This window comes from Chloroflexus sp. (genome assembly GCF_034431535.1).
Taxonomy (GTDB): domain Bacteria; phylum Chloroflexota; class Chloroflexia; order Chloroflexales; family Chloroflexaceae; genus Chloroflexus.
The window spans coordinates 250,520-263,658 of sequence record NZ_DAOUDC010000027.1 but is presented as its reverse complement, the minus strand read 5'-3'; the positions used below and the strand labels follow the sequence as shown (position 1 = coordinate 263,658).

General features: G+C 58.7%; 11 protein-coding genes. 3 read left to right on the top strand and 8 right to left on the bottom strand.

Annotation, left to right across the window (positions count from 1 at the left end; all coding sequences use genetic code 11):
- Positions 1-146: 146 nt before the first annotated feature.
- Positions 147-3,599: an AAA family ATPase gene (locus tag U9R61_RS07830; RefSeq protein ID WP_322488254.1), complete on the top strand. Its 3,453-nt coding sequence runs from the start codon at positions 147-149 to the stop codon at positions 3,597-3,599.
- Positions 3,600-3,663: 64 nt separating this feature from the next.
- On the opposite strand, the gene U9R61_RS07825 is transcribed toward U9R61_RS07830, so the two are convergent.
- The 3 genes from U9R61_RS07825 to pdxH all read right to left on the bottom strand — a co-directional run bounded on the left by U9R61_RS07825 (position 3,664) and on the right by pdxH (position 5,420).
- Positions 3,664-4,155, bottom strand: a complete 492-nt coding sequence (locus U9R61_RS07825; RefSeq protein ID WP_322488253.1) for a septum formation initiator family protein — start codon at positions 4,153-4,155, stop codon at positions 3,664-3,666.
- A 62-nt stretch (positions 4,156-4,217) separates the two neighbouring features.
- On the bottom strand, positions 4,218-4,643 hold the full coding sequence (locus tag U9R61_RS07820) for a bactofilin family protein (protein WP_066788774.1): 426 nt from the start codon (positions 4,641-4,643) through the stop codon (positions 4,218-4,220).
- 138 nt (positions 4,644-4,781) lie between these two features.
- Complete coding sequence (gene pdxH / locus U9R61_RS07815) at positions 4,782-5,420, bottom strand: pyridoxamine 5'-phosphate oxidase (protein ID WP_416208828.1); 639 nt, start codon at positions 5,418-5,420, stop codon at positions 4,782-4,784.
- Positions 5,421-5,466: 46 nt separating this feature from the next.
- Here pdxH and U9R61_RS07810 point away from each other — a divergent pair, with 46 nt between their 5' ends.
- Together U9R61_RS07810 and U9R61_RS07805 are read left to right on the top strand one after the other, a co-directional pair.
- A complete protein-coding gene (locus U9R61_RS07810; protein ID WP_322488251.1) occupies positions 5,467-6,024 on the top strand; it encodes a hypothetical protein in 558 nt (185 codons plus the stop codon).
- A 32-nt stretch (positions 6,025-6,056) separates the two neighbouring features.
- Positions 6,057-7,283, top strand: a complete 1,227-nt coding sequence (locus tag U9R61_RS07805; RefSeq protein WP_322488250.1) for a glycosyltransferase family 4 protein — start codon at positions 6,057-6,059, stop codon at positions 7,281-7,283.
- A 34-nt stretch (positions 7,284-7,317) separates the two neighbouring features.
- Here the strand turns inward: U9R61_RS07805 and U9R61_RS07800 are convergent, their stop codons facing one another.
- The 5 genes from U9R61_RS07800 to U9R61_RS07780 all read right to left on the bottom strand — a co-directional run bounded on the left by U9R61_RS07800 (position 7,318) and on the right by U9R61_RS07780 (position 13,122).
- Positions 7,318-8,067 carry an amino acid ABC transporter ATP-binding protein gene (locus U9R61_RS07800; protein WP_322488249.1) on the bottom strand — a complete coding sequence of 250 codons (750 nt, stop codon included), beginning with the start codon at positions 8,065-8,067 and terminating at the stop codon, positions 7,318-7,320.
- A 39-nt stretch (positions 8,068-8,106) separates the two neighbouring features.
- Positions 8,107-9,345, bottom strand: coding sequence for an amino acid ABC transporter permease (locus tag U9R61_RS07795; RefSeq protein WP_322488248.1), 1,239 nt, complete (start codon positions 9,343-9,345; stop codon positions 8,107-8,109).
- Between the two features lie 4 nt (positions 9,346-9,349).
- Positions 9,350-10,555: an ABC transporter permease subunit gene (locus U9R61_RS07790; RefSeq protein WP_322488247.1), complete on the bottom strand. Its 1,206-nt coding sequence runs from the start codon at positions 10,553-10,555 to the stop codon at positions 9,350-9,352.
- 250 nt (positions 10,556-10,805) lie between these two features.
- A complete protein-coding gene (locus tag U9R61_RS07785) occupies positions 10,806-11,984 on the bottom strand; it encodes an amino acid ABC transporter substrate-binding protein (RefSeq protein WP_322488246.1) in 1,179 nt (392 codons plus the stop codon).
- Positions 11,985-12,363: 379 nt separating this feature from the next.
- Positions 12,364-13,122 carry an MBL fold metallo-hydrolase gene (locus U9R61_RS07780; protein WP_322488245.1) on the bottom strand — a complete coding sequence of 253 codons (759 nt, stop codon included), beginning with the start codon at positions 13,120-13,122 and terminating at the stop codon, positions 12,364-12,366.
- Positions 13,123-13,139 lie beyond the last annotated feature (17 nt).

Below are 13,139 nucleotides of genomic sequence, written 5' to 3'. Positions count from 1 at the left end.
TTTACGTTATGCGGCGAAGAGTCATCTTTTGCCACCGATGGTTGCAAGAAATAACATCAACCATCGTTTGACAGTATACCATACCGATTTTCGCCGCCTGAGTCAGGGTACAATAGAGTCGGACAACCAACAAGCCATCCCTGCCCATGGAACAGCAAACCTCCAGCCAACTCTTTCGGCCTTACGTACCCGCAGCCCTGCGCGACGCGCTTGGCGCAGGGCTGCTCCGTCCGGGGCAAGTGCAGACCTACCAAGCGACCATCCTGTACACCGATCTGAGCGGATTCACCCGCTTGACCGCCACCTTCGCCACTCTCCCTGACGGAGCCGAACGACTGCATAGCATTTTGCGCAACTACTTCGAGACTATGATCGCGACGATTGCCGCCAATGGCGGTGACGTCATTCACATTGCCGGCGACGCCTTCACTGCATGGTGGCCAAACATCAGTGATCCCGCATTCGCTGTTCACTGCGGATATGCGCTGCATAATGCCATTGCTGCCCTTAACCCCATCATAACGCCTGCCGGGCCATACAATCTCGAATTGCGCGTTGGGGTGAGCGTCGGACCGGTCTACCTCGTGTTAGCAGGCATACCGAATCAAGGCATCCATCCCGTCTTGATTGGTCAACCGATCAATGCAGCGAGTCTGGCCGAACAACAAGCGCAACCGGGTGAAGTGCATTTGCTTGTCACGAATAGCCAGTCCACACCGTTGATTGAGTATCATCCGCCAATCGATTCCCCAACCTTGACGTGGGAACACTTTCTGCCGCCGAGCTTTGCCCGCCGCCTCCGCCTCAACTCGCTTGTGGCCGAATATCGCCGGTGCGTTCCGGTCTTTGCCGCCTTTGATCTACCTGAAAACCCGATCGATCTGCAACCGCTAGTGATGCAAGCGCAATCAGTAGCGATGCGGTGGGGCGGGTGGTTAAACGAGATTGAGGTTGGAAACAAAGGCGCCGTCATGGTCTTGCTCTTTGGCGCACCGGTCGCGCATGGCGACGACACCAGCCGCGCCATCGGCTGCGCGCTTGAATTGCGCGACCGGGGGGTGATCCGGAAAGCGGGCATTACCGTCGGCTCGCTCTTCGTAGGTGAAGTCGGCAGCCGGCTCCGCCGCGTGTACACGGCTCAAGGCGAAGATATGAATCTTGCCGCGCATTTCATGGAACTTGCTGCCAATGGAGAGATTCTGATCTCAGGGCGGGTGCGGCAAGACACGACTGGCCGCTACCGCACCAGCTCGCCGCAACTGATGAGCATCAAGGGGTACGATCGCAATATTCCCGCGGCCACGGTGCTTTCCGATCGCATACGTACCGACGAATCCGGTTCGCATGCGTTGCGCGCCGCGCTGCCCAGTCATGTCACCTTGATCGGGCGTGACCAAGAACGCATGATAATCAATCAGATCATCGATCGAGCAACTCATCACAGCAATATCTTGCTTATCGAGGGCGAGACGGGGATTGGCAAATCGACCCTGTTGTACTATCTTAGTTTGGAATGGCTTACGCGCGGGTATCACGGCTTTCGCGGCGAATGCCACAGCGGCACCCAAGAACGGCCCCTCCACCCTTGGCGCACGATTGTTGGCGAGTTATGCGACATTGACGATCATGCACCGATGCATGTGCGCCGCGTGCGCTTACAACAGGCATTGACCGATTTGCCAACGGCCATGCCTCATCAGATAGCTGCCCTAGCGCGGCTCCTCGACGTGGAAGGGTTTCCGCCGCCAGCCAAGCTGATCGACCTCGCCCCACTCGTGGTTGAACTACTGTTGCACCGGCTGCAACGCGAACCCATCTTGATCATCCTTGAAGATGTCCATTGGGCCGATCCAGAATCGCTGCTGCTGCTCCGCGAGATCATCGAGGTGCTGACGCCGCATCTACCATTGGTAGTCGCACTCTCATACCGACCCCTGCCCGAACATCTGTCGCCGTTCGCCCAAACATTGCGCCAACTCCCGTTTACAACCCATCACCAGCTCGAACGGCTGCCGGTCGCCGACCGGGCAAACCTCATCTGCGAGCTGATCGGCGTGCGCACGATCGACCCTCGTCTCCTTCAATATCTCGAACGATACGCGACGGGGCAACCTCTCTTCATCAAAGAATATGTGCGACTCTTGTTGCAAAAAGGGCTGATTGCGATCGAACAAGATGAGGCGCGCCTGCTCGGCCCGCTGCCGCATGTCCAACTCTCCAGCTCGGCAATTGGTATTGTACAAGCGCGGATCGATCAGATGGATGAACGCACCCGCCTGACGTTCAAAGTCGCTGCGGTCATCGGGCGGAGCTTCCCTTTGCGCTTGCTACACCACATCCATCCCGCACGGCTGAGTGAAACCGAATTGCGTCACGACATTGAATCGCTCGTACACGATCAGTTAATTGAAGCCGAGATGGCCGATCCAGAGCCGGTATACCGCTTTAGTTTCGGGATCGCGCATGAAGCAGCCTACACCAGCCTGCTCTTTGCGCAACGGCGCGAATTGCATCAAGCCATTTACCAGTGGTATGCCACTGCCTATCAGGCCGAACTCGCCCAGCGCGAAGCGCCGCTCGCTGTATACGATGTCATTATCCACCATGCGCTGCGTGCCGAACTATGGTCAGAGGTGATTGAGCATTGCCAGCAGGCCGCCTTGATCAGTGCGCGCCGTTCTCTGTTTAACAGCGCGTTGCGCTATCTCGAACAGGGCATTGGGTTGCCGGGCCATAGTGAACGCCGCGCGGAACTCCTTGTCTTGCGGATGTTGCTCAACGATCGCACCGGCAATCATCTGCACCAGAGCGAGGATTTCGCGCTCTTGCAAAGTTTGTTGGGTGAGGAAGACCAGCCTAACATCACTGCCATCGCAGCAGTATTGCATCTCCACCACATCCTCATCAGCGGGGAATTACACCTCTTTGATGCGCATCTCGCTTACGCTCAAATCCAAGTCGATCGGCTCAGGCACAGCAACGCCGTGCTCAGCCGCCTGTTGCAGGCCAACATCTGGCTCATCACCGCCCAATGCTTGGCGCTCAAGCGTCAAGAGCGGGAAGCTCTCACCCACCTCCAACAGGTTGACCGACTCTGTGCGATATTGGTGCGCCAATCAGCGCCGGATCACGCGCTCGCAAACCTCATACCGATCGCGAACCTCGCCGCGCAAAGTCAAGAACTGCAAGGCTGGATCCTCTTTGAGATGGGCACGTTTCAACAAGCGCACCAGCGCTTTCAGCGGGCCAGTGAGCTTGCCCGTGCGGCCAATGATTGGATCATTGAAAATCACGCGTTGATAGGGATGTGTCACACGATGCTGGCCGGCAACCAGCTCGATGAAGCCGAGCGCCAATTGCAGCAGGCGTTACACATTGCGCGCTCGATCGGCGATCGCTATGGGCAGGTATTGGGGTTGCGCACACAGGCGATCTTGTATGCGAACCGTCAAGATGGCGAGATGGCGCGTCGCCTGATTTGGCAAGCCATCGCCATTGCCGGCAGCTCGCGCATCGCCATTCTCGAAATCGCGCTCGTGAACCAACTAGAAGGGCTCGTCAGCGAGTTGGAGCAACATGATGACAGTACAGAGGATTGAAGACGGCGCGACAAGATAACGCTATGACCAAGCATAGCGTTCGTCCGACATCTTAGACATCACCCTACGGAAAGAATGCTTGCCACCAACGCTGCCAGTTGGGCGGCGGCGGCGGCAACGGGACGGGCGACGGCACTGCCGGCGGCGCCGTAGTTGGCGCAACCTCCGGCACCCGTTCGGGCACGATCACGATATCACCCTCACGGGCCAAACCGAGATCGCGCGCCCACTCTTCTGCCGCGGCATCCGAGCGTTCGTACTCAAGCTGCGCGGCTAGCGCCTGCGTTGTTGCCTGCAAACCAGCTACTTGGTCGTTGGCAGCCACCAACTCACGTTCAAGATGGTGCGCAATGACCAATTGATTCACCAGATTCACTGCCATTCCGCCGGTCATAATCAGCAGCAGCGCGATTAGCGCCAACGAGGCCAGCGTGCGCCCGCCGCCGGGAAAGGTGGCCGCCAGCCAGCGCCGCACCCGGCCACGCAGCATCGCCCAACTGCGCCGGAGGCCAGTCACGAGAGTGGCGGATGTCGAGGCTTGGCGATAGCGTGGCATACGAAGGTGTTCGCGCGGGAATGATCAGTGATGCCTTCCCGCGCGTCATCAACCGCAAGCGTTTACGATTCAGACGATGATCGCGATTCGCGGGGCGCTTCCAACAGCAACGGCTCTTCGATATTGGTCGTCATCGAGCTCTGGCCGCGGAAGAGACCACCCGGCTCAATATGCAAGGCAGCAGTGGTAATGTCACCCCACACCTTACCGGTCGGCGAGATTTCTAATTGTTCCAGCGCGGTAATTTGACCCTTTACCGCGCCTGACACATGCACATTCCGCGCCTTTATTGTCGCAATCACCCGCCCCGTTTCACCAATGATCAGATTGCCGACGACCTCAATATCGCCTTCCACAGCGCCATCGATGCGGACGTTACCCTCGGCATTCAAGGTGCCGACAAAGCGAGTATTGGCTCCGATCACCGTCTCTGGCCGGCCATTGACCATCGGTTGCGGTTGAGCGGATTTGCGGTTCGAACCAAACATGCGCGCGATCCTCCTCCACATAGCCGGCCACCTGTATCTTCAAGCATTTGTACATGAGAGGCCGGAAGACTACCCGATCGTGATCGGGAAATCGTTGCTGCCATTATAAACGATACTGCCAGCCGGGGCAACGGCTAATTATGGCGCAAGCCGCTCACGCCGCCAACCGACAGCGGTGCGAGTATAACAGAGCCGGTCATGCAGGCGCGATGGCCGCCCTTGCCAAAACTCAATCCGATCGGGGAACACCCGATACCCGCCCCAAAAGGGCGGGCGCGGCGGTTCTTGTCCGGCAAATCGATCGGTCATCTCGGCAATACGCTGTTCGAGTTCGGCGCGGTTGGCAATGGGCCGGCTCTGGGGCGAGGCCCACGCACCAATCCGGCTTTCAAGCGGTCGCGTAGCGTAGTAGGCATCCGATTCCTCAGCGCTGAGTGGCTCAGCGTAGCCTTCGATCCGTACTTGCCGTTCCAGCTCCGGCCAGTAAAAGACCAATGCCACCGCCGGATGCGCCGCCAACGCGCGCCCTTTGCGGCTTTCGTAGTTGGTGAAAAACACGAAACCACGCTCATCAACGCCTTTGAGCAAGACCATCCGCGCCGAGGGTCGCCCATCGGGGTCAATCGTCGCTAGCGTCATCGCGTTTGGTTCGATGAGGCCAGCCTCAGCCGCTTCGCGCAGCCAGCGGGTAAACTGAGCAATCGGGTCGGCGTCCGCTTCACTTTCTGATAAGCCGCGTTGGGTATATTCCTTACGTAATTCGGCCAGATTCATCAATGCACTCCAGTTGCGCAGGAACGATGGCTGTCATACAATAGCGCCGATGATGAACAACAGCGCTGCGATGTACGTTGCCCATCTTGACCATGTTGCCGTTGCGGCGGCACTAGCCGCTATCCTTGCCGAACAGGGATGGATTGCGGTTGACCGCCCGCCGCATGCGATTAGCGGCATTATTATGATACCTGATAAACCCTACCGCCACTTTTTCATTGCTCCCGCCACTCAAGGGTGGGTAGCAATCTGGGAAGATCCTCGCTATTTTGCCGACCGGAATCTGGCCCGTGCATTGACGGCCCGGCTGCATACCCGTAGTGTCTGGATTGAAGTCGGCGGCAATGGCGTCAGTTGGGCGCGTGGCGTGTACGAAGGCGACACCGTCTGCGAAGAGCGGTTTGAAGCTGTCGAAACCACCTTCTACGGCGAGCGCGGCGTCGTTCATCTTGCCTTTGATCCCGACTCATTGCCCGAAGAATGGATCAGCCAACTGGGGCTGCCGTATCCCGACCTTCACTATGAAGCGATTCTGGCTGGCGCAATCCCGCCAGCCGGGCCACCGTTGCACCTTGTCGTGCAACGTCGCACCAGCGCCGCCCAGTAAGCGGCTATTCTTGGCTAGCGCCACGTACTGCCATGCCGTACACCATTTTAATGATTGCCTCGACCAGCTTCTTTTCCGACTACGGCAACCACGTGCGGATTCTGGAAGAGATTCGCGCTTTACAACATCGCGGCCACCGGATTGTGCTGGTCACGTACCACAACGGCGATGACATTCCGGGTATCACGATCTACCGATCATGGGATGTACCGTGGATCAAACGCGCTGTCGTCGGTTCATCACGTCACAAACTCTACCTCGACGTAGGGTTGGGGTGGCGCGCCTTGCGCACCGCCTTGCGCATTCGCCCTGACATCATCCATGCCCACACCCACGAAGCCGCTGCGATCGGCTTGCCGCTGCAACGCTTACTCAACCGGCCCTTGATCCTCGACTATCAGGGCAGTATGACCAGCGAAATGCTCGACCACGGCTTCATCCGGCGCACCAACCCGCTGTTTGTGCCATTGGCCCGGCTTGAACGGATGCTGAATCGCACTGCCGACGCGGTCATGACTTCCACCCACAACGCGGCCAATCTGTTGCGCCGCGATCGCTCGGTGGCGGAAGAACGCCTCTTTACGATTGCCGATGGCGTTGATACCGAACGCTTTCGCCCCTACGACGGCTCACCGGCATGGGCTGCTCAGCGCGCCGAACTGCGCGCGCAATTGGGCATTCCGCCTGATCGCCGGATTGTCGTGTATATCGGGCTGCTAGCGCCTTATCAAGGCACCAATCTGCTGCTCGAAGTGGCCCAACAAATGTGCCAGCGCCACCCTGATTTGCACTTTTTGATTATGGGCCACCCTGATCCGCAAAGTTACCGTAACCTCGCTGCCAGCTTAGGCATCGCCGATCACGTCACCTTGCCGGGGCGCATCATCTACCGCGATTTGCACAGCTATCTGGCCCTGGGCGAGGTGGCGGTCGCGCCCAAGATGAGTTTGACCGAAGGCAACGGCAAGATCGGCAACTATATGGCGATGGGGTTGCCCACCGTTACCTTTGACACGCCGGTCAACCGCGAGATTCTAGGGCCGTACGGTTTCTACGCCAAACTAGGCAACGCCGCAGATTTCGCCACTCAGCTCGAGCTGGCGCTAACCAACCGCGAATTAGCCGCCGAGCGCGCTGCCGGAGCGCGAGCGCGGGCCGTGGCCGAATTATCGTGGGAACGGGCCGCGATTGCGATTGAGGCGATCTATGCCGCCGCTATTGCCCGTCGCCAAGGCGAGGATAACGGCGATGATGAATGAGCAGACGGGGCGCACAGATATGCGCCCCATCCGGTCACAAAATCTGGCTGAGGAACAGCTTGGTGCGTTCGTTGCGCGGATTGGTGAAGAACTGGTCGGGAGTGCCCTCCTCGACAATCTGGCCCTGATCCATAAAGACGATCCGGTCAGACACTTCGCGGGCAAACCCCATTTCGTGGGTCACGCAGAGCATCGTCATACCGCTGCGAGCCAGCGTCTTCATAACGTCAAGCACCTCTTTCACCATTTCAGGGTCGAGCGCCGAGGTCGGCTCGTCGAACAGCATGATGCGCGGCTCCATCGCCAGCGCGCGCGCAATTGCCACCCGCTGCTGCTGGCCGCCGGATAGTTGGCCGGGGTATTTGTGGGCCTGCTCGCGGATACCCACCCGCTCGAGCAGCTCAAAGGCTTTCACCTCAGCCTCTTTGCGGGTCTTCTTGCGCACCCAAATCGGGGCCAGCGTAATATTCTGCAAGACCGTGAGGTGGGGAAAGAGGTTAAATTGCTGGAACACCATGCCCACTTCGCGGCGGATGGCATCGATATTGCGAATATCGTTGGTCATTTCGATGCCGTCAACGGTGATCCGCCCTTCCTGATGTTCTTCGAGCCGATTGATGGTGCGGATGAAGGTGCTCTTGCCGCTGCCGGAAGGGCCGCAGATCACCACCACTTCACCGCGTTTTACCCGCAAGCTTACATCCTTCAAGGCATGAAAATTACCGTACCATTTATTGACGTTTTCGCAGATGATAATTGGTTCGTTACTGCCGTTTCCGCTCATATATGACATCCTTCGTTCGAGACAGAGAACAATCCGCAATTAGTGCCGGCTGCGCGCAATTTGATCCTCGATCCGCTTGCTAATGCGCGACATCGTAAAGCTAAACACCCAGTAAATCGCCGCAATGACGAGAAACGTCTCGCGCCAGACACCGCCGGGAGTACCCAACCATTCCGGCTGGCCGACGATATTCTGCGCTGCACCGAGCAGATCGACGAGACCGATGATTACGACCAGAGAGGTATCTTTGAACAACGAGATAAACTGGCCGACCAGCACCGGCACCACCGCGCGCAGCGCCTGCGGCAGCGTAATCAGCAGTGTCGTCTGCACGACATTCAACCCCAACGCGCGCGCTGCCTCAACCTGCCCTTTCGGGATCGATTGCAAACCGCCGCGCACATTCTCGGCCAGATACGCCGCACTAAAGAGCGTCACCGCAATCACGGCCCGCACCAGCGCATCAATGCTCTCACCGCCGGGGAGGAAGAGTGGCAGCAACAGCGCACCCATAAAGAGCACCGTCACCAGCGGCACCCCGCGGATCAACTCGATATAGAGCACGCAGAAGGTACGGATGACCGGCAACGAGCTGCGCCGGCCTAGCGCCAGCAACACGCCAAGCGGGAACGAGAGCACAATCCCGCTCACGGCAAGAATGAGCGTCAGGATCAACCCGCCCCACAGCTTCGTCTCAACCACCGGCAAGCTAATCCCGCCGCGCAAGATCAAGATCACGGTTGGGTAGGCCAGCAGCCACGCGATGATCAACGGCCACCGCACCTTATTCCCAATAAGACGGGCCAGTTGATCGCCGCCAACTAGCAACACCGCACAGATAAACATGAAGAGCCAGCCGGGCAGCGAGGTCTGGCCGGGCAAATCCGGGAAGGTAAACGCGACAAAACCGAACGCAACGCTGATCGCTGCGGCGCCTAACGCCACCATGCGCACGATACCGCCCCACAGACCCGAACTCAGACCAAGCAACGCCATCACCAACGCCATTGCCGCCTGCGGACGCCAAAGCTGATCGACCGGGTACGTCCACGTCAGCAACAGCTTGATATTAGTAAACGCCGCCGGCCAGCCGGGGGCAGTCACCATCCACGAGACAAAGCTCGTCACCATCTGGACGATGACGTAGAGCAACACTAGCGTAATGATGACGTTGTACCACGTCGAAAAGAGATTCTTGCGCAACCACTCGATCAAACCGATCTGCTGGCGCGGCGCACGGCGCGAAGTTGGGCGACTGATTTCGGTAGCCACAGGCATCTCCTTAGCGCTCGACGAGTTGAATGCGGCGGTTGTACCAGTTCATAAACAGCGACGTCAGCAGGCTAACCGAGAGGTAACTCGCCATCAACATCAAGATCACCGGCACAGCTTGGCCGGTCTGATTGTTGATCGTGCTCGCCACGTAGAACAGGTCAGGATAGGCAATCGCCACCGCCAAGCTGCTATTCTTGGTCAGGTTCAGGTATTGGCTCGTAAGCGGCGGGATAATCACGCGCAGCGCTTGGGGCAGAATCACCAACCGCATCGTCTGGCCGGGCGTCAACCCCAGCGCGCGCGCCGCTTCACGCTGACCCTTATTGACCGCCAGAATACCGCTACGCACAATCTCGCCGATAAACACAGCGGTATAGATCACCAAACCGATTAACAGCGCGGCAAAACTATTGGTGACGGTAATACCGCCTACGAAATTAAACCGCTGCAATTCGGGGATCGAGAGGCTCACCGGCCATGCGCCGTAGATGAAATAGGTCGTGAAGAACCCGATCACAGCCACACCTAAGGCTATCAGGAAGGCTTGCGGCATCGCCACGCCGGGCCGGTCACGGCGAGCAAACTGGACGCGGCGGATTACATAGTAAATAACGCCGACCACAATCCCGCCGTACACCCAGACCATCCACGCATCGAAATCATTGGCCGCCTGCGGCCATGCCAGCGTCACGCCGCGGTTATGCAGGTAGAGCAGACCAACGATATCAATACTCTCTTGAATACGGGGAAACAGACGGGTCAACGAAAACCAGAAGATCAATTGCAAGAGCAATGGCACATTGCGCACAATTTCCACATATACCAGCGCCACATTGCGCAATAGCCAATTGTCAGAGAGGCGAGCAATGCCAAGAATCAAACCCAAGATTGTGGCAAGGATAATGCCAATACCCGCAACTCGCACCGTATTCAAAATCCCGACCACAAATGCGCGCCCGTATGTCATTGAGGGATCATACGGAATCACACTTTCCGCGATCGGAAAGCCGGCGGGAACCGATAAAAACGCGAATGTCGGCAACAAATTAGCCTGCCGCAACCCATTCATCATGTTTGAGTAGAGGTACCAAAGCAGCGCGGCGACCGCGATTACAAAGACGATTTGCACGATGATCGCAATAATGCGTGTATCACGATAAAGCGGAATCGTTACTTTACCGGAAGGAAGAAGTGGTGGAGAACCAGCCGCCATAGGCTACTCCTTATATGAACATTCCCCAAGAAGAGTAGAAATCAAACGATCACTTCTCTCACACTGTCGCAAGCATCTTGATTTGCAGCGCAAAAGTACAATATCAATGCACACGGCAAACCGTCATGTCAACAAGCAATGTTCTGAGCGACGTTGCAATTGCAACATCTTTATGAAAGGGGCGACGTATGGCATCGCCCCTCCAATTCACATCCAAGCACTTATTCGCCGGAAGCCAGCCGTTCGACGCCTAGCGGAAAGGCGGCGAGTAGAGCAGACCACCGTCGGTATAGAGCGCATTCAGGCCGCGCGGCAGATTGAAGGGCGTATTAGGACCGAGGTTGCGATCGTAGATCTCGGCGTAATTGCCCACGTGGCGAATAATGCGCACCGCAAAGTCGTTCGACAAACCGATGCCCTTGGCCAGATCGCCCTCAATGCCGAGGAAGCGGCGGATCTCGGGCACGTCGCTGTTCAGGAAATCGTTCACATTTTGCGATGTGATGCCGTATTCCTCAGCTTGGAAGGTCGCGAAGACGATCCAGCGCACCGCGTCGAACCACTGCGGATCGCCCTGCCGGACCGACGGGCCAAGCGGTTCCTTCGACATCGTCACTTCGAGGATCTTGTGATCAGCCGGGTTGCTGAGCAGGGTCAAGCTCGAAATCAGACCCGACTTGTCAGTCGTGAAACCGTCGCACTGGCCGGCATCATAGGCAGCACGGGTCGCATCGCCATCGGGGAAGACAACCGGCGTGAAGGTCAGGCCACGGGCGCGGAACTGGTCGGCTAAGTTCAACTCAGTAGTCGTACCCGTCTGCACGCAGATGGTGGCGCCATTCATGTCCTCCAGCGTCTCAATGCCGCTGTCTTTGCGCACCATCATGCCTTGTCCATCGTAGAAGGTGGTCGGCGCCCAGTCAAGACCGAGATTGCCATCGCGGCTCAGCGTCCACGTGCTATTGCGGATCAGCACGTCAATTTCGCCGGTCTGCAAGGCGGTAAAGCGCTCTTGGGCACTGAGCGGGCGATACTCAACCTTGTCCGGATCGTCGAACAACGCCGCTGCGACTGCACGGCAGAAATCGACATCGAAGCCGCGGCGGACGCCAGCCGCATCGACGGTGGCGAAGCCGGGCAGCGGGTTGTTGTTAACACCGCAGATTAGCGTGCCACGCGCCAGAATCCGCTCAATCTGGCCGCCGGCTGCGGGTTGGGCAGGAGTGCCGCCGGCAGGCGCTGCGGTCGCAGCAGGCGCTGCAGTCGCAGCAGGCGCTGCGGTCGGCTCCGGTGCAGCGGTCGGCTGCTCAGGAGCCGTGGTGGCCGGCTGGGCCGGCGCTGTGGTGGGCGACTGCTGGGCTTGGCCGCCGCAGGCAGCCAAGATCAAGCTGAGCAACCCAGCCAGAACCAAGGTGATGTGTTTACGCATGTCCTCTCCTATACAATCTGATACGGTTGCGCGATCGCGCCGGACCTTCCGGCGCTGCGAACCGTGCGATCCCTCTGGGAATGAGGCGAACTTGCCCCACGCGGCATCGTTGCGCTGCATTGACTTCGTGTCATTCGGATTGGGAGAATGATACCATGATTCGCCAGAGTGTGCAAATCGTGTCAGGGTTGCACAGGATCGGGCAATATGGGTATGGCCAGTCTGTGCCACGCCGGTATATACAGAGAGCCGCACGGCCGGGCGGCGTGACAATGATTGCGCCGCGCCGCTGCAACCATTGTGGCGGTGGCACGGCCGGTTGCGTGACCGGCATCCATTACGCACCGGCATCGACGGGGAGCCGCCCGGCCGGGCGGCTCTACAATGGTAACGATTGCAAATCGTGGCCGATCTGCGCTGCGCCGGTGAAACCGCTTGCAGCTACCTCGGCCAACGCCTGCGCGACCGGCATTGTCCAGCGTGGACTGAAATGCACCAGCACCAGTTGGCGCACTCCGGCGGCGGCGGCAGCTGCGCCGGCTTGACGCGGGGTGGTGTGGCCGGCAAACGGCTCAGCAACCGTCGCTTCGTGAATCAGCAGGTGCGCGCCGGTGGCCAGTTCGGTCACTGCCGGGCACGGCTCGGTGTCAGCCGAGTAACACACTGTCGGTAACGATGGCGCGGTGAAGCGGAGGGCAATGCATGGCCGGCTATGCGCCGTCAACGCGGTCGCAACCTCTAAACCATCAGGCAGACGCAGCCGGTCGCCGGCAGCGATCGGTCGCCATTCTGTTATATCCGCCCATTCTTCCAACCCTGCCGCCAGCACATACCCACGCGCCAGTTCGAGGGTTGGCGCGAGACCGTAGACCGGCAGCGACTCGGTGCGCCCGCCCAACCGCAGGCTAAAGAGTAACGCCGGCAGACCATTGATGTGATCACAGTGGCTGTGGGTCAGGATGACACCCCGCAAGGTCTGCGGGTCAATCCCCGCCGCCAACAAACGGCGGTAGCTCTCGCCGCCACCATCAACTAGCAGTGGCCCACCCGGCCCATCCCAAGCCAGATGGGTATAGGCGCGATCGGGATCAGGCAAGCCGGTGCCAGTGCCGAGCAAGACGATCCGTGCGTTAGTCATAATACAGTCCTTGTGGA

Coding starts and splice junctions, on each gene's coding strand:
- U9R61_RS07825 (WP_322488253.1), bottom strand. CDS start 4,155: ATGCCACGCTATCGCCAAGCCTCGACATCCGCCACTCTCGTGACTGGC.
- U9R61_RS07795 (WP_322488248.1), bottom strand. CDS start 9,345: ATGCCTGTGGCTACCGAAATCAGTCGCCCAACTTCGCGCCGTGCGCCG.
- U9R61_RS07820 (WP_066788774.1), bottom strand. CDS start 4,643: ATGTTTGGTTCGAACCGCAAATCCGCTCAACCGCAACCGATGGTCAAT.
- U9R61_RS07810 (WP_322488251.1), top strand. CDS start 5,467: ATGATGAACAACAGCGCTGCGATGTACGTTGCCCATCTTGACCATGTT.
- U9R61_RS07790 (WP_322488247.1), bottom strand. CDS start 10,555: ATGGCGGCTGGTTCTCCACCACTTCTTCCTTCCGGTAAAGTAACGATT.
- U9R61_RS07805 (WP_322488250.1), top strand. CDS start 6,057: ATGCCGTACACCATTTTAATGATTGCCTCGACCAGCTTCTTTTCCGAC.
- U9R61_RS07780 (WP_322488245.1), bottom strand. CDS start 13,122: ATGACTAACGCACGGATCGTCTTGCTCGGCACTGGCACCGGCTTGCCT.
- U9R61_RS07800 (WP_322488249.1), bottom strand. CDS start 8,067: ATGAGCGGAAACGGCAGTAACGAACCAATTATCATCTGCGAAAACGTC.
- U9R61_RS07830 (WP_322488254.1), top strand. CDS start 147: ATGGAACAGCAAACCTCCAGCCAACTCTTTCGGCCTTACGTACCCGCA.
- U9R61_RS07785 (WP_322488246.1), bottom strand. CDS start 11,984: ATGCGTAAACACATCACCTTGGTTCTGGCTGGGTTGCTCAGCTTGATC.